Origin of the sequence: Photobacterium frigidiphilum (assembly GCF_003025615.1) — a bacterium.
Classification (GTDB): Bacteria; Pseudomonadota; Gammaproteobacteria; order Enterobacterales; family Vibrionaceae; genus Photobacterium; species Photobacterium frigidiphilum.
Genome location: NZ_PYMJ01000002.1, coordinates 188,557 through 206,158, shown reverse-complemented (window position 1 = coordinate 206,158; position 17,602 = coordinate 188,557). Strand labels below are relative to the sequence as shown.

The window sequence follows — 17,602 nt, the reverse complement described above, 5'->3', positions numbered from 1 at the left end:
GTTTTTAGCTTAAACTAGGGCGAGTGTTAGAATCCCGATTCTTACTACTCGCCCTACTTCATTTCGTATAATGTCGATAGACGCTTTCTCTACCCCTTTCTTTGTATCACTTATCACCTTTCCAATCGCTTTAGTGTGACACTGAAACTTGCCGAACCTATTTCACTTAAAGATAATCTGCCACCAAAGTCTGATAATGATAAATGAATAGTGTCATTATTTATGGCGCCTTGACCAAGCCATGGTTGTGCCATGATAGATGTTGTTTCTTCACTGGTTTGTAATACTGCGCCTAAGCCTGCAGAAATAACATTCAAGCTACGATCACAAGCACTAAATATTCCGAATAAACCTTTAATCGGCGAAGAATAGTCAGAATGCTTCATCCCCTTTTCAATTAGCTGAATGAGGTGATTTAAATTATTTTCATCTGCCATTCGAGTACGAATATAGTCATTAAACAGCGCACGTATAAGTAATGTGGTTGCTGTACCTTGCTCACTATCAGATGCCGAATCCACTAAGTAAAACGCTAACCGTCCATCCATTAACCACGTGTAATCGAGCAAAACAGGTTGCACGTCTATAGATTGAAGTACGCAATAATTAATCTGCCAATCACCAAATTTTGATTCAGTTTCGGGCATCAATCCAACTAATAACTCTCTGGCAATAGTTGGGTTGTCTTGCAATTCTTGAATATGCCATTCAAGCTCTTCATCAATAACGCTTTTATCTTCTCCAGCACCGAACCATTGGTTCGTAAAATCTCTGCCTTCTTCAGAAGAGTCTTGCGCCTTAAGCACAGATAAAAGAGACGCCTTTAATACCATGATATTATCGAGTGGCTTTATCAAAAAATCTTTGACACCATGCCGTAATGCCGTCGCAACATCTGCCATATCACCCGTACCAGAGATAACAATGACTGGCACCATCGGATACTGCATCGATATTTCTTCGACAAATTCCATGCCTGATAAAATAGGCATCGCAAGATCGCATAACAATATATCAGGAATCACTTCACGTAATGCTTGAAGCCCTTTTAATCCATCCTCTGCTTCACGCACCATGCATCCTTGGCTCTTTAGAAAGCCACAGATCATGTGCCGAAAAACAGGGTCATCCTCAACAACGAGTACATCTTTCCCCTCAAGCAATGAGAGTATCCTCCACAGAACAGCATCAAGTAGCATGAAATTCAATCAACTCAATGAGTTTAGATTAACTGCAGCTTAATCAAATGCCTATATCAATAATAAAGTACATTAGGGTGGTAAGGTTATTAATCTTCCTATCAGAAGCATAGGATGAAAATACCCATTCGTCAGGAAGGGAAGATAAAGAACAGTAAAAAGTACTCATTTCTGCAGACCATATCAAAAAAACAGACATTTTTATAAAAAATTAATCATCAATTTAAGAGCATAAAAACGCTTACCTGCAATTTAAATTAAAAACTTTAAGATAAGCGACATATTTAGAAACATTTTGTTATACAATTCCTTGTAATGAGTTTTCAAAAATGATCCCATATGAAACTTGATGATTTGAATTTATTCCGCATGGTAGTCGAAAATGGCAGCTACACAGGTGCCTCTCGTAAAACACAAGTGCCGGTAGCAACTCTGACCCGTCGTATTCAAGCTCTAGAAGAATGTTTGAATCTTCGATTACTCAACCGTCACGCTCGTAAACTGTCATTAACAGAAGCTGGACAAAAATTTTATGATGATTGTGCCCCCTTACTTCAACAGCTTGTTGATACGACGGAGCACATTAGTGAAGAATGTAAAGGCGCTGCTGGTAAGTTAAAAATAGCTGCACCGTCTAATTTAACGAAAGTGCTGCTACAGCCAATGTTGAATGCATTTATGCTAAAGCACCCAGCTATCAGCATTGAATTACATATGAGTAGTGAGCCCGAACAGTTAGATCCAACTGATTGGGATATTATGTTTAGAGTTGGCCCACAGCGTGATTCTACGCTTATCGCCCGCCGTATTAGCGCAGTAAAAGATATACTGGTTGCGAGCCCTATCTATCTCAAAAACAATCCAGAGCCTAAACATGCTCAAGACCTTCATGATCATACCTTGCTAAAAGGTAATCCACTGCTTCGTTGGCGTATCTCAGATCATAATGGTGATACCGTTGCTATCAATGAACGTGGTCTCTTTGAAGCTAATCAGCTTGATGTCGTTCGTAAGGCATGCTGCGCAGGTTTAGGTATTACACTCATGCCAGATGTAATGCTAGAGCAATACATTGAATCTGGCGAGCTTGTACGCATTCTGAATAACTGGTCAGCGAACCCTCGTGAAGTTTATCTTCTTTACAACCATCGAGATTACCAACCAGAAAAGCTTCGTCTATTCATTGAATTTGCAAGCGACTTTTATGCATTAAGCTAACTATAATTCTTAGTTTAATTCTAAAAAAGCTTAATGCTATCTAGTCCTAAAATAGGTTGACGCTTTTATGAAGCCAGTTGGTATTGCCAATTGGCTTTTTTATTCCTTGAATAACGCCATTCCTTGCTAACTTTCCAATCTCCGACTAAATGTTAATAGTAGTGAAATGCGCTACTTTGCCTTTCAACATCGAATATCTAACGATAGTTATGTGCTCGGCTGGCACTTTTTAACGAGGAAACGTTATGATTTTGGGACATTTATTTGGAATTTACGCCCACCCTAAACAAGAGTGGCGCACAATTGACAAGGAACATGAGGGAGTTACAAAAAGTCTCAGTCACATTCTTATTATTGCCACTTTACCGCCTCTATTTGCGTTTATTTCTAGTGTGTTTATTGGTTGGAAAATAGGTGTTGGTCAACCTATCTACTTAACCCAAGCAAGTGCACTTAGCATGTCGATTGCTATGTATTTCGCATTAGTTGTGGGGGTGTTTGCACTCGCCTATTTATCGTATTGGATGAGCCATACCTTTGGTTCTACACCAAGCTATACACAAGCACTTGAGCTTGCAGCCTATACTGCCACACCACTGTTTATGATTAGTATCGCTGCCTTATATCCGCATATCTGGTTTCTAATGATTGCTGGTTTACTGGGTATTGCTTACTCGGTGTACCTTTTATATACCGGTGTACCAATTCTGATGCACATACCAGAAGAACGTGGTTTCATTTATTCCAGTTCAATTGTGACCTGTGGCTTGGTTTTATTGGTATCAATTTTAGCGGGCTCTGTGATCCTATGGGAATACGGTTTAGGCCCACAATTTAGCCATTAAACGCATCAGTTCAAACAGCGAGCTAAATTCCACATACAAAAAAGCGAAGCACTTGGCTTCGCTTTTTTATTGCACGCTTTTTTATATATTAAGCTTTAGCACTCAGCGCTGATTAAACGCCTTCGTTATGAAGCTCTAAATTAGCAAGATCTTGCTGAATTTCACGTTGAGTTTTAGAGTCTTCGCTACGTAACGAATCTAAAAAATCAAGGTACAGTTGATCTATATCACCCGTTACATAATTGCCATTAAATACTGAGGTTTCAAATAGTTTAATATCAGGGTTACCTTCAGCTACCGCTGCCACTAAATCTTCCAAATCTTGGAAAATAAGACCGTCCGCACCAATCATCTTACTGATTTCGTCAACTTCGCGACCATGAGCGATTAGCTCATTTGCCGATGGCATATCAATACCATAAACGTTAGGGAAACGAACTTCTGGTGCAGCTGATGCTAAGTACACTTTGTTAGCACCTGCATCTCGTGCCATTTGAATGATCTGTTCAGATGTTGTACCACGAACAATAGAGTCATCGACTAGCAGTACATTCTTACCTTTAAATTCAGAGCGGATCGCATTTAGTTTACGACGTACTGATTTACGGCGCATTTGCTGACCAGGCATGATAAATGTACGACCAACATAACGGTTCTTCACAAAACCCTGACGATAAGGTTTGTCGATTGTACGTGCGATTTCTAATGCACTGTCGCATGATGTTTCTGGAATAGGAATAACAACATCAATATCTAGGTCATCCCACTCGCGTTTGATTTTCTCACCCAATTTCTGCCCCATGCACACACGTGCACTGTAAACTGACACTTTATCCATGAATGAATCTGGGCGAGCGAAATAGACGAATTCAAAAATACACGGATTCAATACAGGGTTATCAGCACATTGTTCAGTATATAATTGGCCATCAAAAGTAACATATATGGCTTCGCCAGGCGCAACATCACGCATGAAATCAAAACCTACCGCATCAAGTGCAACAGATTCAGAAGCAACCATATATTCCGTTGAACCGTCAATTTCACGCTTACCAATACATAACGGGCGAATACCATGTGGGTCGCGAAATGCGATTAAACCATGGCTAATCACCATAGCAACAACGGCATATGCACCTTTTACATTGCGATGAACTTCACGTACTGCAGTGAAAACATCTTCAGGTTTCAAAGGGTAAGAGTTAGACAGTTCTAGTTGATTTGCCAATACATTTAACAGAATTTCAGAATCTGATGTTGTATTAACATGACGACGAGCATGGGTAAATAAAGATTCTTTAACTTCAGCAGCATTTGTTAAATTACCATTATGTGCCAAAGAAATACCGTAAGGTGAATTCACATAAAATGGTTGAGCTTCTGAAGCACTAGAACTTCCTGCTGTTGGGTAACGTACATGACCAATACCCACATTCCCTTGAAGACGCTGCATGTGTCTAGCTTCAAACACATCACGAACAAGTCCATTCGCTTTACGCAGACGGAAACGATTGCTTTCCAGAGTAACAATACCGGCAGCATCTTGACCACGGTGTTGCAACACGGTCAGTGCATCATAGATAGACTGGTTTACTGGGGTAGACCCCACGATTCCGACAATACCACACATGTCCTAAATCCTCGTCACGCATTAAATATCAGATTGTGCGCAGCAATAGCATAGGTAACACTGTTGCCACATACAATTGATAAGAAGCCGACGCTACAGTGCGCCGGGTAAAAAACTTGATGTATCTTTGATATATGAAAAGAACCATTCAATCACCATACCAAACTGAGGAATCAGTTCTGACGCTTTCCACCAATCAGCACTTGAAAATCCAGTAAAGGTATCAATGAAAAATAGTATGGCAGATACAATGAGTACCCCTCTCACACCACCAAATACAACGCCGAGTACACGGTCTGTACCTGACAAACCTGTTTTCTGTACGAGTTGCCCAATAACGTAGTTCACTACCGCGCCAACAACCAGCGTTGAAATGAACAGGACAGCAATCGCACTACCATTTCGCAGTGTGTCGTCCTGAATATTGGTAAAGTAAGCTGCCAACTGATTATAGAAGTTGCTTGCAATGAAAAAGGCAGCAAACCAAATAACTAACGATAAAGCTTCTTTAACAAATCCACGGATCAAACTGACCAGTGCAGAGAAGCCAATCACGCCTAAAATTACGTAATCTATCCAGATCATCATTTATATATATCGTCTTGTTGATGCGTATTCTAACAGAAAAAATGAGAACGCAAACGTTTACCTAAGGATTTAGTGGGTTAAATCTGACCAATTGGCCTTTTAATCCGGTTAATTTTTCCAATTGAACAGCTTGGTCAGAAAGTTTATCTTTCGAGACATCTGGACCAACAACCACTCTTGCCAAGTCACCCGTTTTTGGTTGTTTAGGAAATACATGCGCTTGAAATCCCGCTTTGCGTAAATCAGCCACCAGCCTATGCGCGTTCTCAAAATTACGGAAAACGCCAAGCTGTACAACCCAACCGCTGTTTATATTGTTTGTCTTTGGTAGCTCAACGGGCTGCGGTTTCACCGCTAAAGGTTCAGCACTTTTTACCACAGCAGCCATTTTTGAATCAGATGTAAGTTTAAATCCTTCATCACCGATAACGGCAGATACCGGTTCTTGTGGCAGTACAACGTCTTCAAATTCAGGTTCAGGAATAACAGCGTATTCCTCCTGATCAGCAATTTCAGGCTGTAAAGGAATACTGGCAAATTGCTCTTGGTAATGCTCTTTTTTTCCATCAAATAAATCGGGTAAAAAAATCACACCAATCGCAACTAAAACAATGGTACCAATCAGACGATTTTGAAATTTACTCGCCACATATACTCCTGTTTATTCTGGGACTAATCGCAAAAAATTTTCTGCGAAAATGTCTCTGTTCATTAATCACAAAGAGACTAACGATGAGAGAGATAACTAGATACTTGACCGACAGTGTAAAACGAGCCAAAGACGATTACCACATCGTCTGGTGCTGCTTGTGTTAAGGCTGCGTCAAATGCCAACTCTGGAGAGGCAAAGCCTGTTACATCAATTGATAAGTGGCTGATAATCTCATCGGCTTTCGCTGCACGCGGACCTTCCAAAGATGCGGGATACCACATATCAACAATGCCTTTTATCTCATCTATTGTTGCAGCAATATCTTTATCGTGCAGCATCGCCACAACCGCATGAATACGCGTTTTGTTTTCGCGTACTTTCAACTGCGTTAATTGTGATGAAAGGTACTCAGCAGCGTGAGGATTATGTGCCACATCCATCAACACTAGTGGTGACTCACTCACCCGCTCCATACGACCCGGCAACGATACTTTAGCCAAGCCTGTTGCTATATTCTTATCGCTAATCTCAAGATCTGCAGTACCCAGCGCCATTAGTGCTGTCGCGGCGTTGGGAAGTGGTAATGCGGGAATAGGTAAATCTGTTAAATCAAAAGCCCCACAATTCCAACTCCAAGTACCCCCTTGCTGCTCATAGCTGAACTGGTAACCAACCTGATAAAGCTCAGCCCCAATATCATCCGCGTGAGCTGGTACGCTTGCAGGAGGGTTAGGTTGCCCACAAATCGCCGGCTTTTCAGAACGGAAGATCCCCGCCTTTTCAAAACCAATAACTTCAATATCATCACCAAGCCAATCAACATGATCAACAGCTAGGCTGGTAATAACAGAAACATCGTGATCGACAATATTGGTTGCATCTAGTCGTCCACCTAAGCCAACTTCTAGAATCACTACATCAACACGCTGCTGCTTAAATAAATGCAGTGCGGCTAATGTTCCAAATTCAAATAAACTTAAACTGATGTCACCACGGGCTTGTTCGATATGAGCAAAAGCAGCACTGTGATAACTGTCATCAAGTTCTTGTCCATTAATACGAACACGTTCGTTGTAACGAATAAGGTGAGGTGAACTGTAAACCCCTACCTTGTAGCCCGCATCAATCAATATCGCTTCAAGAATGGCGCAGGTAGACCCTTTTCCGTTAGTTCCCGCAACGGTAATAACCCGCTCTGCTGGTTTGATCAATTGCTCTTTTTGAGCGACAGCAAACGCACGATCTAAACCAAGATCAATCGCGCTTGTATGAAGTTTTTCTAAATAGGTCAGCCATGAAGGCAAAGAGGCTGTGGCATGTGGTGCAGTCAATCCAGACATTGGTGATATATTCACTTATTGATACCCATTGGAACGTCTAATCTAACACTGAACTGTCGTTAAATTAATCCAAACAAACTAATAAATTGTTACTGCTAGCATTTTGAAACATTTTCTTGTTAAAAACCCTCAAACTATTGATATAAAAAAGCGCCTGTTGAATACATTCAACAGGCGCTTTCTAAACAATTTTCGAACGACAATAATAATAAACGAATGGCTTATTCTTGTTCTTGTGTTTGCTCTGGTGCACTTTCTTCAAGTTTAGGTTGTTCAATAGGCACAACTAAAGGTGAAGAATGGTTGGTCATTTTAGCAACAAGACCACCAATACGTTGGCGCATTTCACGACGGTTAACAATCATATCAATTGCACCATGCTCAAGCAGGAATTCACTACGCTGGAAACCTTCAGGAAGTTTTTCACGTACTGTTTGCTCAATAACACGTTGACCAGCAAAACCAATCAATGCTTTTGGCTCGCCGATATTGATATCACCTAACATTGCAAGACTAGCAGATACGCCGCCCATTGTTGGGTCAGTCAATACGGAAATAAACGGCAAACCTTTTGCAGATAAGCGCTCTAATGCAGCACTCGTTTTCGCCATTTGCATCAGTGACGTCAATGCTTCTTGCATGCGTGCACCGCCACTGGCAGAAAAGCACACTAATGCACAATTACTTTCCATGGCTTCATTAACAGCACGAACAAACTTAGCACCCACAACCGAGCCCATAGAGCCGCCCATGAAAGAGAACTCAAATGCACAAGCAACAATCGGTTGCTCTAGCAATGTACCTTTCATAACGATAAGTGCGTCTTTTTCACCACTTGATTTTTGAGCAGCAGAAATACGATCTTTATATTTCTTAGAATCACGGAATTTTAATATGTCTTTTGGCTCTAGATCTGCAGCCAACTCCACTTGACTCTCCGTATCAAGAAACGTTTCAAGACGACGACGAGCTTTCATTCGCATGTGATGATCGCACTTTGGACAAACTTCTAGGTTACGTTCCAGATCGGCGTGATAAAGCACTTGCTCGCACGAAGTACATTTAGTCCAAACCCCTTCAGGGATTGAGACTTTACGAGAAGAGACAATATTACTTTTAGTTAGAATCTTTTCAAGCCAGCTCATGAATGACCTTTAATTTAATTCCCCCGCTTATTTTACGCCGAGGATACAAATTCAATAATTATAAGAGGGGAATTAAAGCACAAAGTTGCCAGTCTGTAGATAAAAAACTGGTTGTACCTTATGCGAGGTCCCAAAAAAATGATTAATCCGGAAGAAAAATAGGCCCTAACGGCGAACTGGGCAAACCAAATTCTTCAGGGTAATCAACGGCAACCAAATATAATCCCGCGGCTTTTGCCGTTTCACCCGCAACACGACGATCTTTTTGTTCCAGTACCCACTTCATCCATTCGGGTGTTTCTTGACCACGACCAACGCGAATTAAACTACCTGCAATATTACGTACCATATGATGGACAAAAGCATTCGCTTTGATATCAATGATAACGAAATCACCTTGACGGCTCACATTTACATGCTTCATCGCGCGCCATGGGCTACGAGATTGGCACTGGCTTGCACGTACTGACGTAAAATCATGCTCACCAACTAAGTACTGTGCAGCTTCGTGCATTTTCTTTTCATCTAAATGCCCGTGGTAATGGCTAACACCAACACCAAAAATAGCAGGGCGTAATGCACTATTATAGATGATATAACGATAGCGACGTGCTGTTGCACTAAAACGAGCATGAAAATCATCACTCACTTGTGTTGCCCAGCGAACGGAAATATCACGAGGTAAATGCGCATTAACCCCAATCGTCCATGCAACCATTTGACGGTCAACATCAACATCGAAATGAACAACTTGCCCCGTGCCGTGAACACCTGTATCAGTTCGCCCTGCACAAAATACGGCAATCGGTTTATTGGCGATATGCGATAGCGCCTTTTCTAAGCGTTCTTGTACGCTATCTACATCGACTTGACGTTGCCAACCACAGTACTTTGCACCGTCATACTCAATACCTAAAGCTATTCGCATAATTAAATTCGTTCTCAGAGCGGCGCATGGCCAATTTCAAAGGAAGGGATTATAAGGAATAGAGTGTAGGAAAAGAAGCCCCTTAGACGCTTGATAGCTCGCCTAAGGGGATAATAAATACTTAACGCTTGTATTGTGCTAATAAATTCGTTGCTTCACGCTGACTTACTGAGTCACCTTTTTGGGCAACTTCTTCAAGTAAGCCTATTGCGCCTTCTGCATCATTCATTTCTAAATAGGCTTTTGCGAGATCCAATTTACTTGAATATTCACCATGACTATCAACATCGTAAGATTCTATGCCAGCAAGTACATCAGGGAACTCATCCAATCCCACCTCAAGGTTTAGCGGCTCTGCATCTAAATCAACAGGGTTAGTGAGTTCTTCTTCTTTCATTAGCTCATCAATGCTGATGTAAGGAGAAGCGAGCGGTTCTTCCTCATCCAGTAAAACACTAGCTGGCTCTGCAAACGTTAAAGCAGGCTCTTCGCTTTCTTCAATTAATGATTCAGGATCAACCGATGTGACATCTTCAACTTGCATCTCGGGCTGAATAGACCAATCTTCACTTTCCAATTCAGGTTCAGGTGTTGAGCCAGCCCAAACAGCAGCGTCTTCTTCTGGTACAGATAAATCAATCGCGTCATCTTCAATAATGTCGCTGTTCATGAAATCATGACTATTAAAATCTAGATCTTGCTCAGTGTTACCTAACGGCTCATCAAATAACAATCCATCACGTTCTGCTGCTTCAATTTCTTGATTAACGCTTACCTTTGCATCCTCTTTGGTATGCTCTGGCACTATCGGATCATCAAGTTCAACGTTGGATTTTTGTGGGCTCTGTTCCCTATCTTCAGTTTGCTGTTCAGCGATTACTTGTTCATCCATCGCTTGTGTTTCTATTGCTTGTTCACCCTCCGTTTCTGTAAACATTGCTTCTGTAGACATAGCTTCTGTAGACATAGCTGCGGGTTCAGTCAGCAACGCTTCCATGTCTAATCCTGCTGAATCGACAAGATCTTCATCGAACATATCAGCGGCTGATTCTTGAAAGCGCGATTTCACTTGGGAGTCAGTCGCGTTCTGTGAAGCTGTTTGTGCAACAGGAGACTTAACCTTAAGGCCTTGTTCTAATTCGTACTGTTCAAGCTCATTCTGTTCTTCAAGCGATGCTTGCAATGCATCATCTTCACTGAATTCAGGCAGTGTAGTTGGATCAATCGCTTCAAATGCAGACTCATGCTCATGCTCATGCTCATGCTCATGCTCATGCTCATGCTCATGCTCATGCTCAAAGGATGTTTCAGTTCGTGGCGGTTGAGCAACGTTATTACTGTAAGATTCAGAGGCTTCTACCGCTTGTTGCAAATTTTTAACAACTTTATCGAGCGCAATGCGTTCATCATCTTCTGATAATAATGAAAGATCATCTTCTAATGCATCAGCTTCAGGATCATTGAAGGCGGTATCTTCATCAAACTCAGGTAACTCCTCAACAGAGAGTGATTCCCCTACCTGAGAACCAATAGGGTTTGAGCTATTAACGGGTGATTTTTCGTCTAATTCAGATAATGCAGCTTCTTCATCAAAAATAGGAAAGTCATCTAAATCGACAACCGGATGTTCTTCGCTTTGATTTTCATTTTCAGCAACAAGAGCTTCTGCTGCATCTAGCTCTTCAAGTAAATCTGTAACACTGCGCTCAATGGTTTCAACATCATTACCTTCAGATTCGCCTTTATCTATTTCATTGATTTCACTGTCAACATCGGCAATCAAGGTATCAATATCATCGACTGACTTTTCATTATCATCATCAGACTGTAAGGCTTCATTCAAAATAGCGTCAAATGCAGCTGCTTCTGATTCTGGAAAATCAGCATCAGGCTTATTGGTCACTTCTTCTTTGGCTAAACCTTGTTGCTCTTGCAAAGGTGCTGATAATGCACTTTCAAACTCAGGATCACTGAATTCATCCTGAATATTATCATCGGACAAGTTCGGCTCAGTAAGGTGACCAGCGGCAACCTTATCGTCAGCATCTAATACATTATTATGCTCAAGAATTTCATCAAGTAGCTCTATGCTATTTTCATCGATGATCAGCTGGTCAAGTTCAGTATTATCTTCTAATTCTTCTTCATAAAAAGAACTGGCGTCAATATCCGTATCATCATCTGCATCACCAATTAACTCATCAAGTAAGGCGGTACTATTTTCATCAATTTCAATTGTTGACGTTAATTCTTCGTCATCAGTACTGCCGTCTGATAACAGCTCATCGAGTAATTCCGTACTATTTTCTTCAATTTCGATATCGCTGCTAAATTCATCATCTTCAACAATATCATCGAGTAATGCAGTACTTCCTTCTTCAAATATCAGCTCATCACTGACATCATCTTCAGAGTTCAAATCAAAATCAGTCTGTTGAGCTGTACTTTCTTCTGCCACATCACTTTGTTGTGCTGAAAAATAGTCACTTTCAGTAACCACCGCCGGATTAAACATTGCTTCAGCATCTGCAAGCGCTTGATCAACCGCGGCTTGTTCAGCCTCATCACTGTTACCATTTTCTGATGATAAATCACTACCTGAACTATCAAACGAATCGAATAATGCATCCAATTCACTTTGATCACCCACTTCTTCAGCATTGGATGTTGCACTTTCTTCTATATTCGCTTCTAGCGTTTCAGTAAACGCAGTCGTATTATTCTTTGTATCTTCGTTTTCATTTTCTGCTTCAACTTCCGCTAATAGATCATCAAGAATAGACTGATCTAACAGACCATCCTCAATACTATTACTGCTCATCAAATCAGAATCAAACTCACTATCTGCATCATCAGATAAATCAAAGTCTGGCTCATCATCCGCTTGCTCTTGCAGTGATTTCTCCCACATTGCGGCAAGTGCTTCATCTGAACTCAACTCTGAAGATGGCTCCATTTGATCAAGAGCACGCTCCATATCTTCAAGACCAATCGCCTGATCATCGCCTTTAACTGAAATACTGCGCGATGAAAGCCCACTATTGCTATCAAGATCTAAACCAAACTCATCATCCAGATCAGAAGATAAATCTAAACTTGTCGTATCATCTAGCATTTCACTGGATGCAGGATTCGTATCATTATCAAACAAACTTTCTTCAGGGTTACCAAACAGAGAATCATCGGAAGCAAATAGATCATCAATATCCTGATCTTCACTTAACATTAAATCAGATTCATTATCTGTGGTATCTGCCATTAATGGCGCGGGTGCAATCGGTAACTCTTTGCCTTCCTGATTTTCTAATGATTTAATATCTGAATCATCGTCATCCTTACGACGACGTAACATGAAGAATGCTATCGCGCCCGCAATCAAACCTCCAGGAATCAACCCTGCCGCAGCCAACAGCCAAGGATTAGAAATAAATTGATCAAACCATGATGGTTCCGTGTCTGTTGTTTGTACTTGAGCCTGTTCTTTTTGCTGCTCAAGGAAGCCTATAATCTCACCACGTAATGCTTCATCGTCGGTGATTTGATCTTTTAGTGCCGAGACTTCATATTGCATTTCAGATAAACGTACACGAAGCAAATGGTTACTTTCTAACAGCTTAGTCATCTGTTCATCAGAGGCATCAAGCTGTTCCTGTAACTCTGTCGGTTCAGGTTTCGCCGGTATAACTGCCCGCGCTGATGTGCTTTTTTGCGATGTACTGGCTTTCGATGTAGAACGGGCTTTCGGTGGCGTAACCGATTCCACTATTGCTTTTTCAGGTTTTGCTATTGGTGTAGCGACAACCTGAGCGGTTGATTGCGTCGACGGCTTTACCGCTCTAGAGGTTCTAGATGTCGTCGAAGCTGATCGTGTTTGGCGGCGTTGATCTGCCTCTAAACGACGCTTAACACCTGCAACGTCTTCACGTTGAATTTGCGCCATTGTAGGCATGCGTAACTGGCTACCAGGTTCTAACCCATGGATATTGTTATTTTCAAAAGATTGCGGGTTTGCACGATGAATAGCGCCAATTACTTGGTAAATAGAAACTGAATTATTCGGACGATAACGAGAGGCTATACCCCATAATGTCTCATTGGCAGTCGTAGGGCCATAAAGGTTATTCGCTGACGCTGATTGATTCAAGGAATAGCTATTTGCCCCCCCAGTATCACGATAACGATCGGAAACAGTAAACGGCTGATCATCATCAGATGGGCCAATGATACGTACGGTATTCGCTTGCACCGGTAAGTGAAAAACTGTTGTTACGAAGGCAACCGGTAAAATGAAGCGTGTTACGAATTTAGGTAGGTTAGGCACTGCCCGCTATCCTCTCTGGCAGGGTATGAAATTGAAAGCTAGTTCTAATAATTAAAGCAAAAACTTCCATCCAAATTTCTATCGGCATTTCAAAAAATAACTGAAGTCGATTTTAATGATTGTTGCTTGTACGCAACGAAAGTCAAGACTGTCAAAGCGCTTTTACCTAAAGGATCATGAAAATGAACTCTAGCCATGAGCAGCACATCACGTGCTGCCCACATCTATTTCTATTTACATGTAATCGCGAATCAGTAGTTCAGCGATTTGAACGCTGTTGGTCGCAGCCCCTTTACGGACGTTATCAGCAACAACCCACATGTTTAGACCACACGGGTGACTGATATCTTCACGAATACGCGACACCATCACGTGATCTTTACCCGTCGCATCACTCACCTGCGTCGGGTACTCGTTATTATGGAACACTTCAATGCCTTCTGCATCGTCTAATAAACGGGTTGCTTCTTCGACGTTTACAGGTTGGCTTGTTTCAACATGCAGCGCTTCAGCATAGCCATAGAAAACCGGTACACGTACACAGGTAGGGTTAACACGGATATTGCCGTCGCCCAAAATTTTCTGTGTTTCCGACACCATTTTCATTTCTTCTTTGGTGTAGCCGTTGTCCATAAATTCATCGATATGTGGCAAACAGTTAAATGCGATTTGCTTATCGTATACTTTCGTTTCTGCTGCAAGGCCGTTCAACAATTTTGCCGTTTGGCCTGCTAGCTCATCAATGCCTTTTTTACCTGAACCAGATACTGATTGATAAGTCGCAACGTTAATACGCTCGAGACCGTAAGCTTCATGAATAGGTTGAAGCGCCACCAGCATTTGAATCGTCGTACTGCTCGGGGTCGCGATGATATTACGGTTACGGTAGTCAGCAATCGCATGAGGGTTAACCTCTGGGATCACAAGCGGTACATCATGGTCGTAACGGAAAAGTGAGGTGTTATCAATTACGATAACGCCATGGTCAGTCGCAATTGGCGCCCAATGTTCAGACGCTTCTTCACCCGCAGAGAAAAATGCAATCTGCACTTGGCTCCAATCAAAATTATCTACATTCTTTACTAACTTTGATTTACCATTAAAACGTAACGCACCACCTGCGCCATTTTCATCTGCTAGTAGGTAGAGATTACGAATAGGGAAATTGCGATCTTCTAACACCTGAACGATAGCTTCACCAACAGCGTCTGTTGCGCCAAGTACTGCTATATCAAATTCCTGACTCATTGAATGTCCTCTACGACTGTAAAACCTAATTTAGCCAGCGACTCTACCCCAAAATCGACCTTTCCTGCTACTGTAATCGCACTATATTCACGTCGATCCCAATAATTTTTACGCATCTGATCAAATGCAGTCGCCATTTGCGCTTCATTGCCTTTTGTCTCCAGCATATTTCGTCTAAATAAGGCATCATCTTTTCGAATATCGTAAATCAATTGGATTAAGCTAAATAACGTCGCATCATCCCACTTCCGGCTTAACGATACACTGGGAACGGGGGCTATCGGTAATAAGCTAGACGCTTCCACCGCCTGGTCAATGTTTAGAAAAGCACAATAGCGATTAAACACCATGGTAGTCCCACGTGCTTTACCTTCTAAACCGTAGCCCGCTATGTGTGGCGTTGCAAATGCTAACAAAGGTAATAATTCTAAATCGACGTGTGGTTCAAACTCAAAAACATCTAACACCGCCGTTAATTTTTTACCCAAACCAGATTGTGATAATTGAAGCGCTTTCTTTAGGGCTTGATTATCGGTAACGGGGCCACGTGCCGCATTGATCAAAATCGCATCTGGCTGCAAAGCATCAAGAAAAGCCTCATTAATCAGGTGGTGGGTTGGGTATTCACCATCTTTAGTGATCGGAGTGTGCACTGTTATTACATCACACTGGGCTTTAATTGCCTCTAATGAATGGAATTGTCGTGTATCCCCTTCTTGCTCTTTTATTGGGTCATTCAGTAAATAACGAATGCCAAGCGCATCAAGACATTGCGCCAAATAACTGCCCACGTTGCCTGCACCAATAATACCAATGGTTTTATCAAAAATTGAAAATCCTTGCTGCTGACCGATAACCATAAGCGCACTCAGTACGTACTCTGCAACACCGACCTTGTTACAACCAGGTGCAGAGGTAAATGTAATGCCTCGTTCAGCGAGTAATGCCTGATCGACGTGATCCTGACCTGCTGTTGCAGTACCTACAAACTGAAGTTTATTGGCCTTGCTAATGAGGTTATGGTTTACCTTGGTAACAGAGCGAATCATTAATGCGTCGATATCAATGAGATCATCGGCTGACAACGTCCGCCCGGGCTTAGTTATCACTTCACCAAGCTGACCAAACAGTTCTGCCGCATAAGGCATGTTTTCATCGATAAGGATTTTCATTATATCTCCGGAAAAAGAAATGAGATTGATGTCGGAAAAGCGCTAGTTTATCGCCAACATTTAGTCTGAACCAAACAAATCGCGGGTATATACTTTATCAGCAACATCGCTAAGCTCGTCGTCCATGCGGTTTGAAACAATAACATCAGACATTTGCTTAAACTGCTCAAGATTTTTAATCACTTCAGAGCGATAGAATTCTTTTTCACTCAATACCGGCTCATACACGACAACTTTAATGCCCTTCGCTTTAATACGCTTCATAATCCCTTGAATCGAAGATGCACGGAAGTTGTCAGACCCCGCTTTCATTACTAAGCGATACACACCAACAACAGTGGGATTTTTTTGAATAATCGAATTGGCAATAAAGTCTTTACGTGTCGAGTTTGCATCAACAATGGCACCAATAATATTGTTCGGTACTTCTTGATAATTCGCCAACAATTGCTTGGTATCTTTAGGTAGGCAGTAACCACCATAGCCAAACGATGGATTGTTATAGTGAGAACCGATACGAGGGTCAAGCCCCACACCTTCGATAATCTGGCGAGCATCTAAACCATGCGTCGCGGCATAAGTATCTAGTTCATTGAAATATGCCACACGCAATGCTAAATAAGTATTCGAAAATAACTTAACGGCTTCTGCTTCTGTTGAGTCAGTAAAAAGAATTTCAATATCTTCTTTAATAGCGCCATTAGCCAATAAGTTAGCAAATCTTTCTGCTCGCTCAGAGCGTTCACCAACAATGATGCGTGAAGGGTAAAGGTTATCGTATAACGCTCGACCTTCACGAAGAAATTCTGGTGAAAATAAAATATTCTCACATCCTAATTCTTCTTTAATTCGTTGGGTATAACCCACAGGCACGGTTGATTTAATCACCATGACGGCATTAGGGTTGAATGCAATTACATCTTTAATAACCGCTTCAACCGATGAGGTATCAAAGTAATTATTAATCGGATCATAATCTGTTGGCGTAGCAATAATGACAAACTCAGCATCAGCATAGGCCTGTGCTTTATCTGTGGTCGCAATAAGGTTCAGATTTTTGTCTGCTAGATATTCTTCAATTTCTTTGTCAACAATCGGAGACTGTCTTTTGTTGATTAACTCAATTTTATCTTTAACAATATCTAATGCTGTTACATCATTATGCTGAGATAACAGCACTGCATTTGATAAACCAACATAGCCAGTACCAACAACAGTAATCTTCATTACTAAACCTCAAAATAGAATATTTTCCGGGTGCTATATTACATCAACAGACAAGCCAAAAGTAGCCACTCAGTCGGTGAACACATTTC

The 17,602-nt window shown here is 41.5% G+C and carries 13 protein-coding genes; 2 read left to right on the top strand and 11 right to left on the bottom strand.

Annotated features, from left to right (window positions below; translation table 11 throughout):
• Positions 1–113 precede the first annotated feature (113 nt).
• Positions 114–1,163: a response regulator gene (locus C9J12_RS03080; protein ID WP_107241363.1), complete on the bottom strand. Its 1,050-nt coding sequence runs from the start codon at positions 1,161–1,163 to the stop codon at positions 114–116.
• Positions 1,164–1,538: 375 nt separating this feature from the next.
• Between C9J12_RS03080 and C9J12_RS03075 the strand changes: the two genes are divergently transcribed.
• A complete protein-coding gene (locus C9J12_RS03075; protein WP_107241362.1) occupies positions 1,539–2,417 on the top strand; it encodes a LysR family transcriptional regulator in 879 nt (292 codons plus the stop codon).
• A gap of 245 nt (positions 2,418–2,662) precedes the next feature.
• On the top strand, positions 2,663–3,262 hold the full coding sequence (locus C9J12_RS03070; protein ID WP_107241361.1) for a Yip1 family protein: 600 nt from the start codon (positions 2,663–2,665) through the stop codon (positions 3,260–3,262).
• A 112-nt stretch (positions 3,263–3,374) separates the two neighbouring features.
• Here the strand turns inward: C9J12_RS03070 and purF are convergent, their stop codons facing one another.
• The 10 genes from purF to C9J12_RS03020 form a co-directional block, all read right to left on the bottom strand.
• Entirely contained in the window at positions 3,375–4,892 is a 1,518-nt protein-coding gene (gene purF, locus C9J12_RS03065) for an amidophosphoribosyltransferase (RefSeq protein ID WP_107241360.1), read from the bottom strand.
• Positions 4,893–4,985: 93 nt separating this feature from the next.
• On the bottom strand, positions 4,986–5,477 hold the full coding sequence (locus C9J12_RS03060) for a CvpA family protein (protein WP_107241473.1): 492 nt from the start codon (positions 5,475–5,477) through the stop codon (positions 4,986–4,988).
• 64 nt (positions 5,478–5,541) lie between these two features.
• On the bottom strand, positions 5,542–6,129 hold the full coding sequence (locus C9J12_RS03055; RefSeq protein WP_107241359.1) for an SPOR domain-containing protein: 588 nt from the start codon (positions 6,127–6,129) through the stop codon (positions 5,542–5,544).
• A gap of 77 nt (positions 6,130–6,206) precedes the next feature.
• Positions 6,207–7,472 carry a bifunctional tetrahydrofolate synthase/dihydrofolate synthase gene (gene folC, locus C9J12_RS03050; protein ID WP_107241358.1) on the bottom strand — a complete coding sequence of 422 codons (1,266 nt, stop codon included), beginning with the start codon at positions 7,470–7,472 and terminating at the stop codon, positions 6,207–6,209.
• Between the two features lie 221 nt (positions 7,473–7,693).
• Positions 7,694–8,617 (bottom strand): acetyl-CoA carboxylase, carboxyltransferase subunit beta, encoded by a 924-nt coding sequence (gene accD / locus C9J12_RS03045; protein ID WP_107241357.1) that lies wholly within the window; start codon positions 8,615–8,617, stop codon positions 7,694–7,696.
• 142 nt (positions 8,618–8,759) lie between these two features.
• Entirely contained in the window at positions 8,760–9,545 is a 786-nt protein-coding gene (gene truA, locus C9J12_RS03040; protein ID WP_011219310.1) for a tRNA pseudouridine(38-40) synthase TruA, read from the bottom strand.
• Positions 9,546–9,666: 121 nt separating this feature from the next.
• The gene (locus C9J12_RS03035) at positions 9,667–13,866 is read right to left on the bottom strand and encodes a FimV/HubP family polar landmark protein (RefSeq protein WP_107241356.1); all 4,200 of its coding nucleotides are present in this window, start codon (positions 13,864–13,866) and stop codon (positions 9,667–9,669) included.
• 234 nt (positions 13,867–14,100) lie between these two features.
• Positions 14,101–15,114 (bottom strand): aspartate-semialdehyde dehydrogenase, encoded by a 1,014-nt coding sequence (locus C9J12_RS03030; RefSeq protein ID WP_107241355.1) that lies wholly within the window; start codon positions 15,112–15,114, stop codon positions 14,101–14,103.
• Complete coding sequence (locus C9J12_RS03025) at positions 15,111–16,286, bottom strand: 4-phosphoerythronate dehydrogenase (RefSeq protein ID WP_107241354.1); 1,176 nt, start codon at positions 16,284–16,286, stop codon at positions 15,111–15,113. Before C9J12_RS03025 ends, C9J12_RS03030 begins: the two co-directional genes overlap by 4 nt.
• A gap of 60 nt (positions 16,287–16,346) precedes the next feature.
• Positions 16,347–17,513 carry a nucleotide sugar dehydrogenase gene (locus tag C9J12_RS03020; RefSeq protein WP_107241353.1) on the bottom strand — a complete coding sequence of 389 codons (1,167 nt, stop codon included), beginning with the start codon at positions 17,511–17,513 and terminating at the stop codon, positions 16,347–16,349.
• Positions 17,514–17,602: the final 89 nt, after the last annotated feature.

Excerpts from the sequence above, each read along its gene's own strand:
- folC (WP_107241358.1), bottom strand. The coding sequence starts at position 7,472 with ATGTCTGGATTGACTGCACCACATGCCACAGCCTCTTTGCCTTCATGG.
- C9J12_RS03025 (WP_107241354.1), bottom strand. The coding sequence starts at position 16,286 with ATGAAAATCCTTATCGATGAAAACATGCCTTATGCGGCAGAACTGTTT.
- C9J12_RS03070 (WP_107241361.1), top strand. The coding sequence starts at position 2,663 with ATGATTTTGGGACATTTATTTGGAATTTACGCCCACCCTAAACAAGAG.
- C9J12_RS03075 (WP_107241362.1), top strand. The coding sequence starts at position 1,539 with ATGAAACTTGATGATTTGAATTTATTCCGCATGGTAGTCGAAAATGGC.
- accD (WP_107241357.1), bottom strand. The coding sequence starts at position 8,617 with ATGAGCTGGCTTGAAAAGATTCTAACTAAAAGTAATATTGTCTCTTCT.
- C9J12_RS03060 (WP_107241473.1), bottom strand. The coding sequence starts at position 5,477 with ATGATCTGGATAGATTACGTAATTTTAGGCGTGATTGGCTTCTCTGCA.
- C9J12_RS03030 (WP_107241355.1), bottom strand. The coding sequence starts at position 15,114 with ATGAGTCAGGAATTTGATATAGCAGTACTTGGCGCAACAGACGCTGTT.
- truA (WP_011219310.1), bottom strand. The coding sequence starts at position 9,545 with ATGCGAATAGCTTTAGGTATTGAGTATGACGGTGCAAAGTACTGTGGT.
- C9J12_RS03020 (WP_107241353.1), bottom strand. The coding sequence starts at position 17,513 with ATGAAGATTACTGTTGTTGGTACTGGCTATGTTGGTTTATCAAATGCA.
- purF (WP_107241360.1), bottom strand. The coding sequence starts at position 4,892 with ATGTGTGGTATTGTCGGAATCGTGGGGTCTACCCCAGTAAACCAGTCT.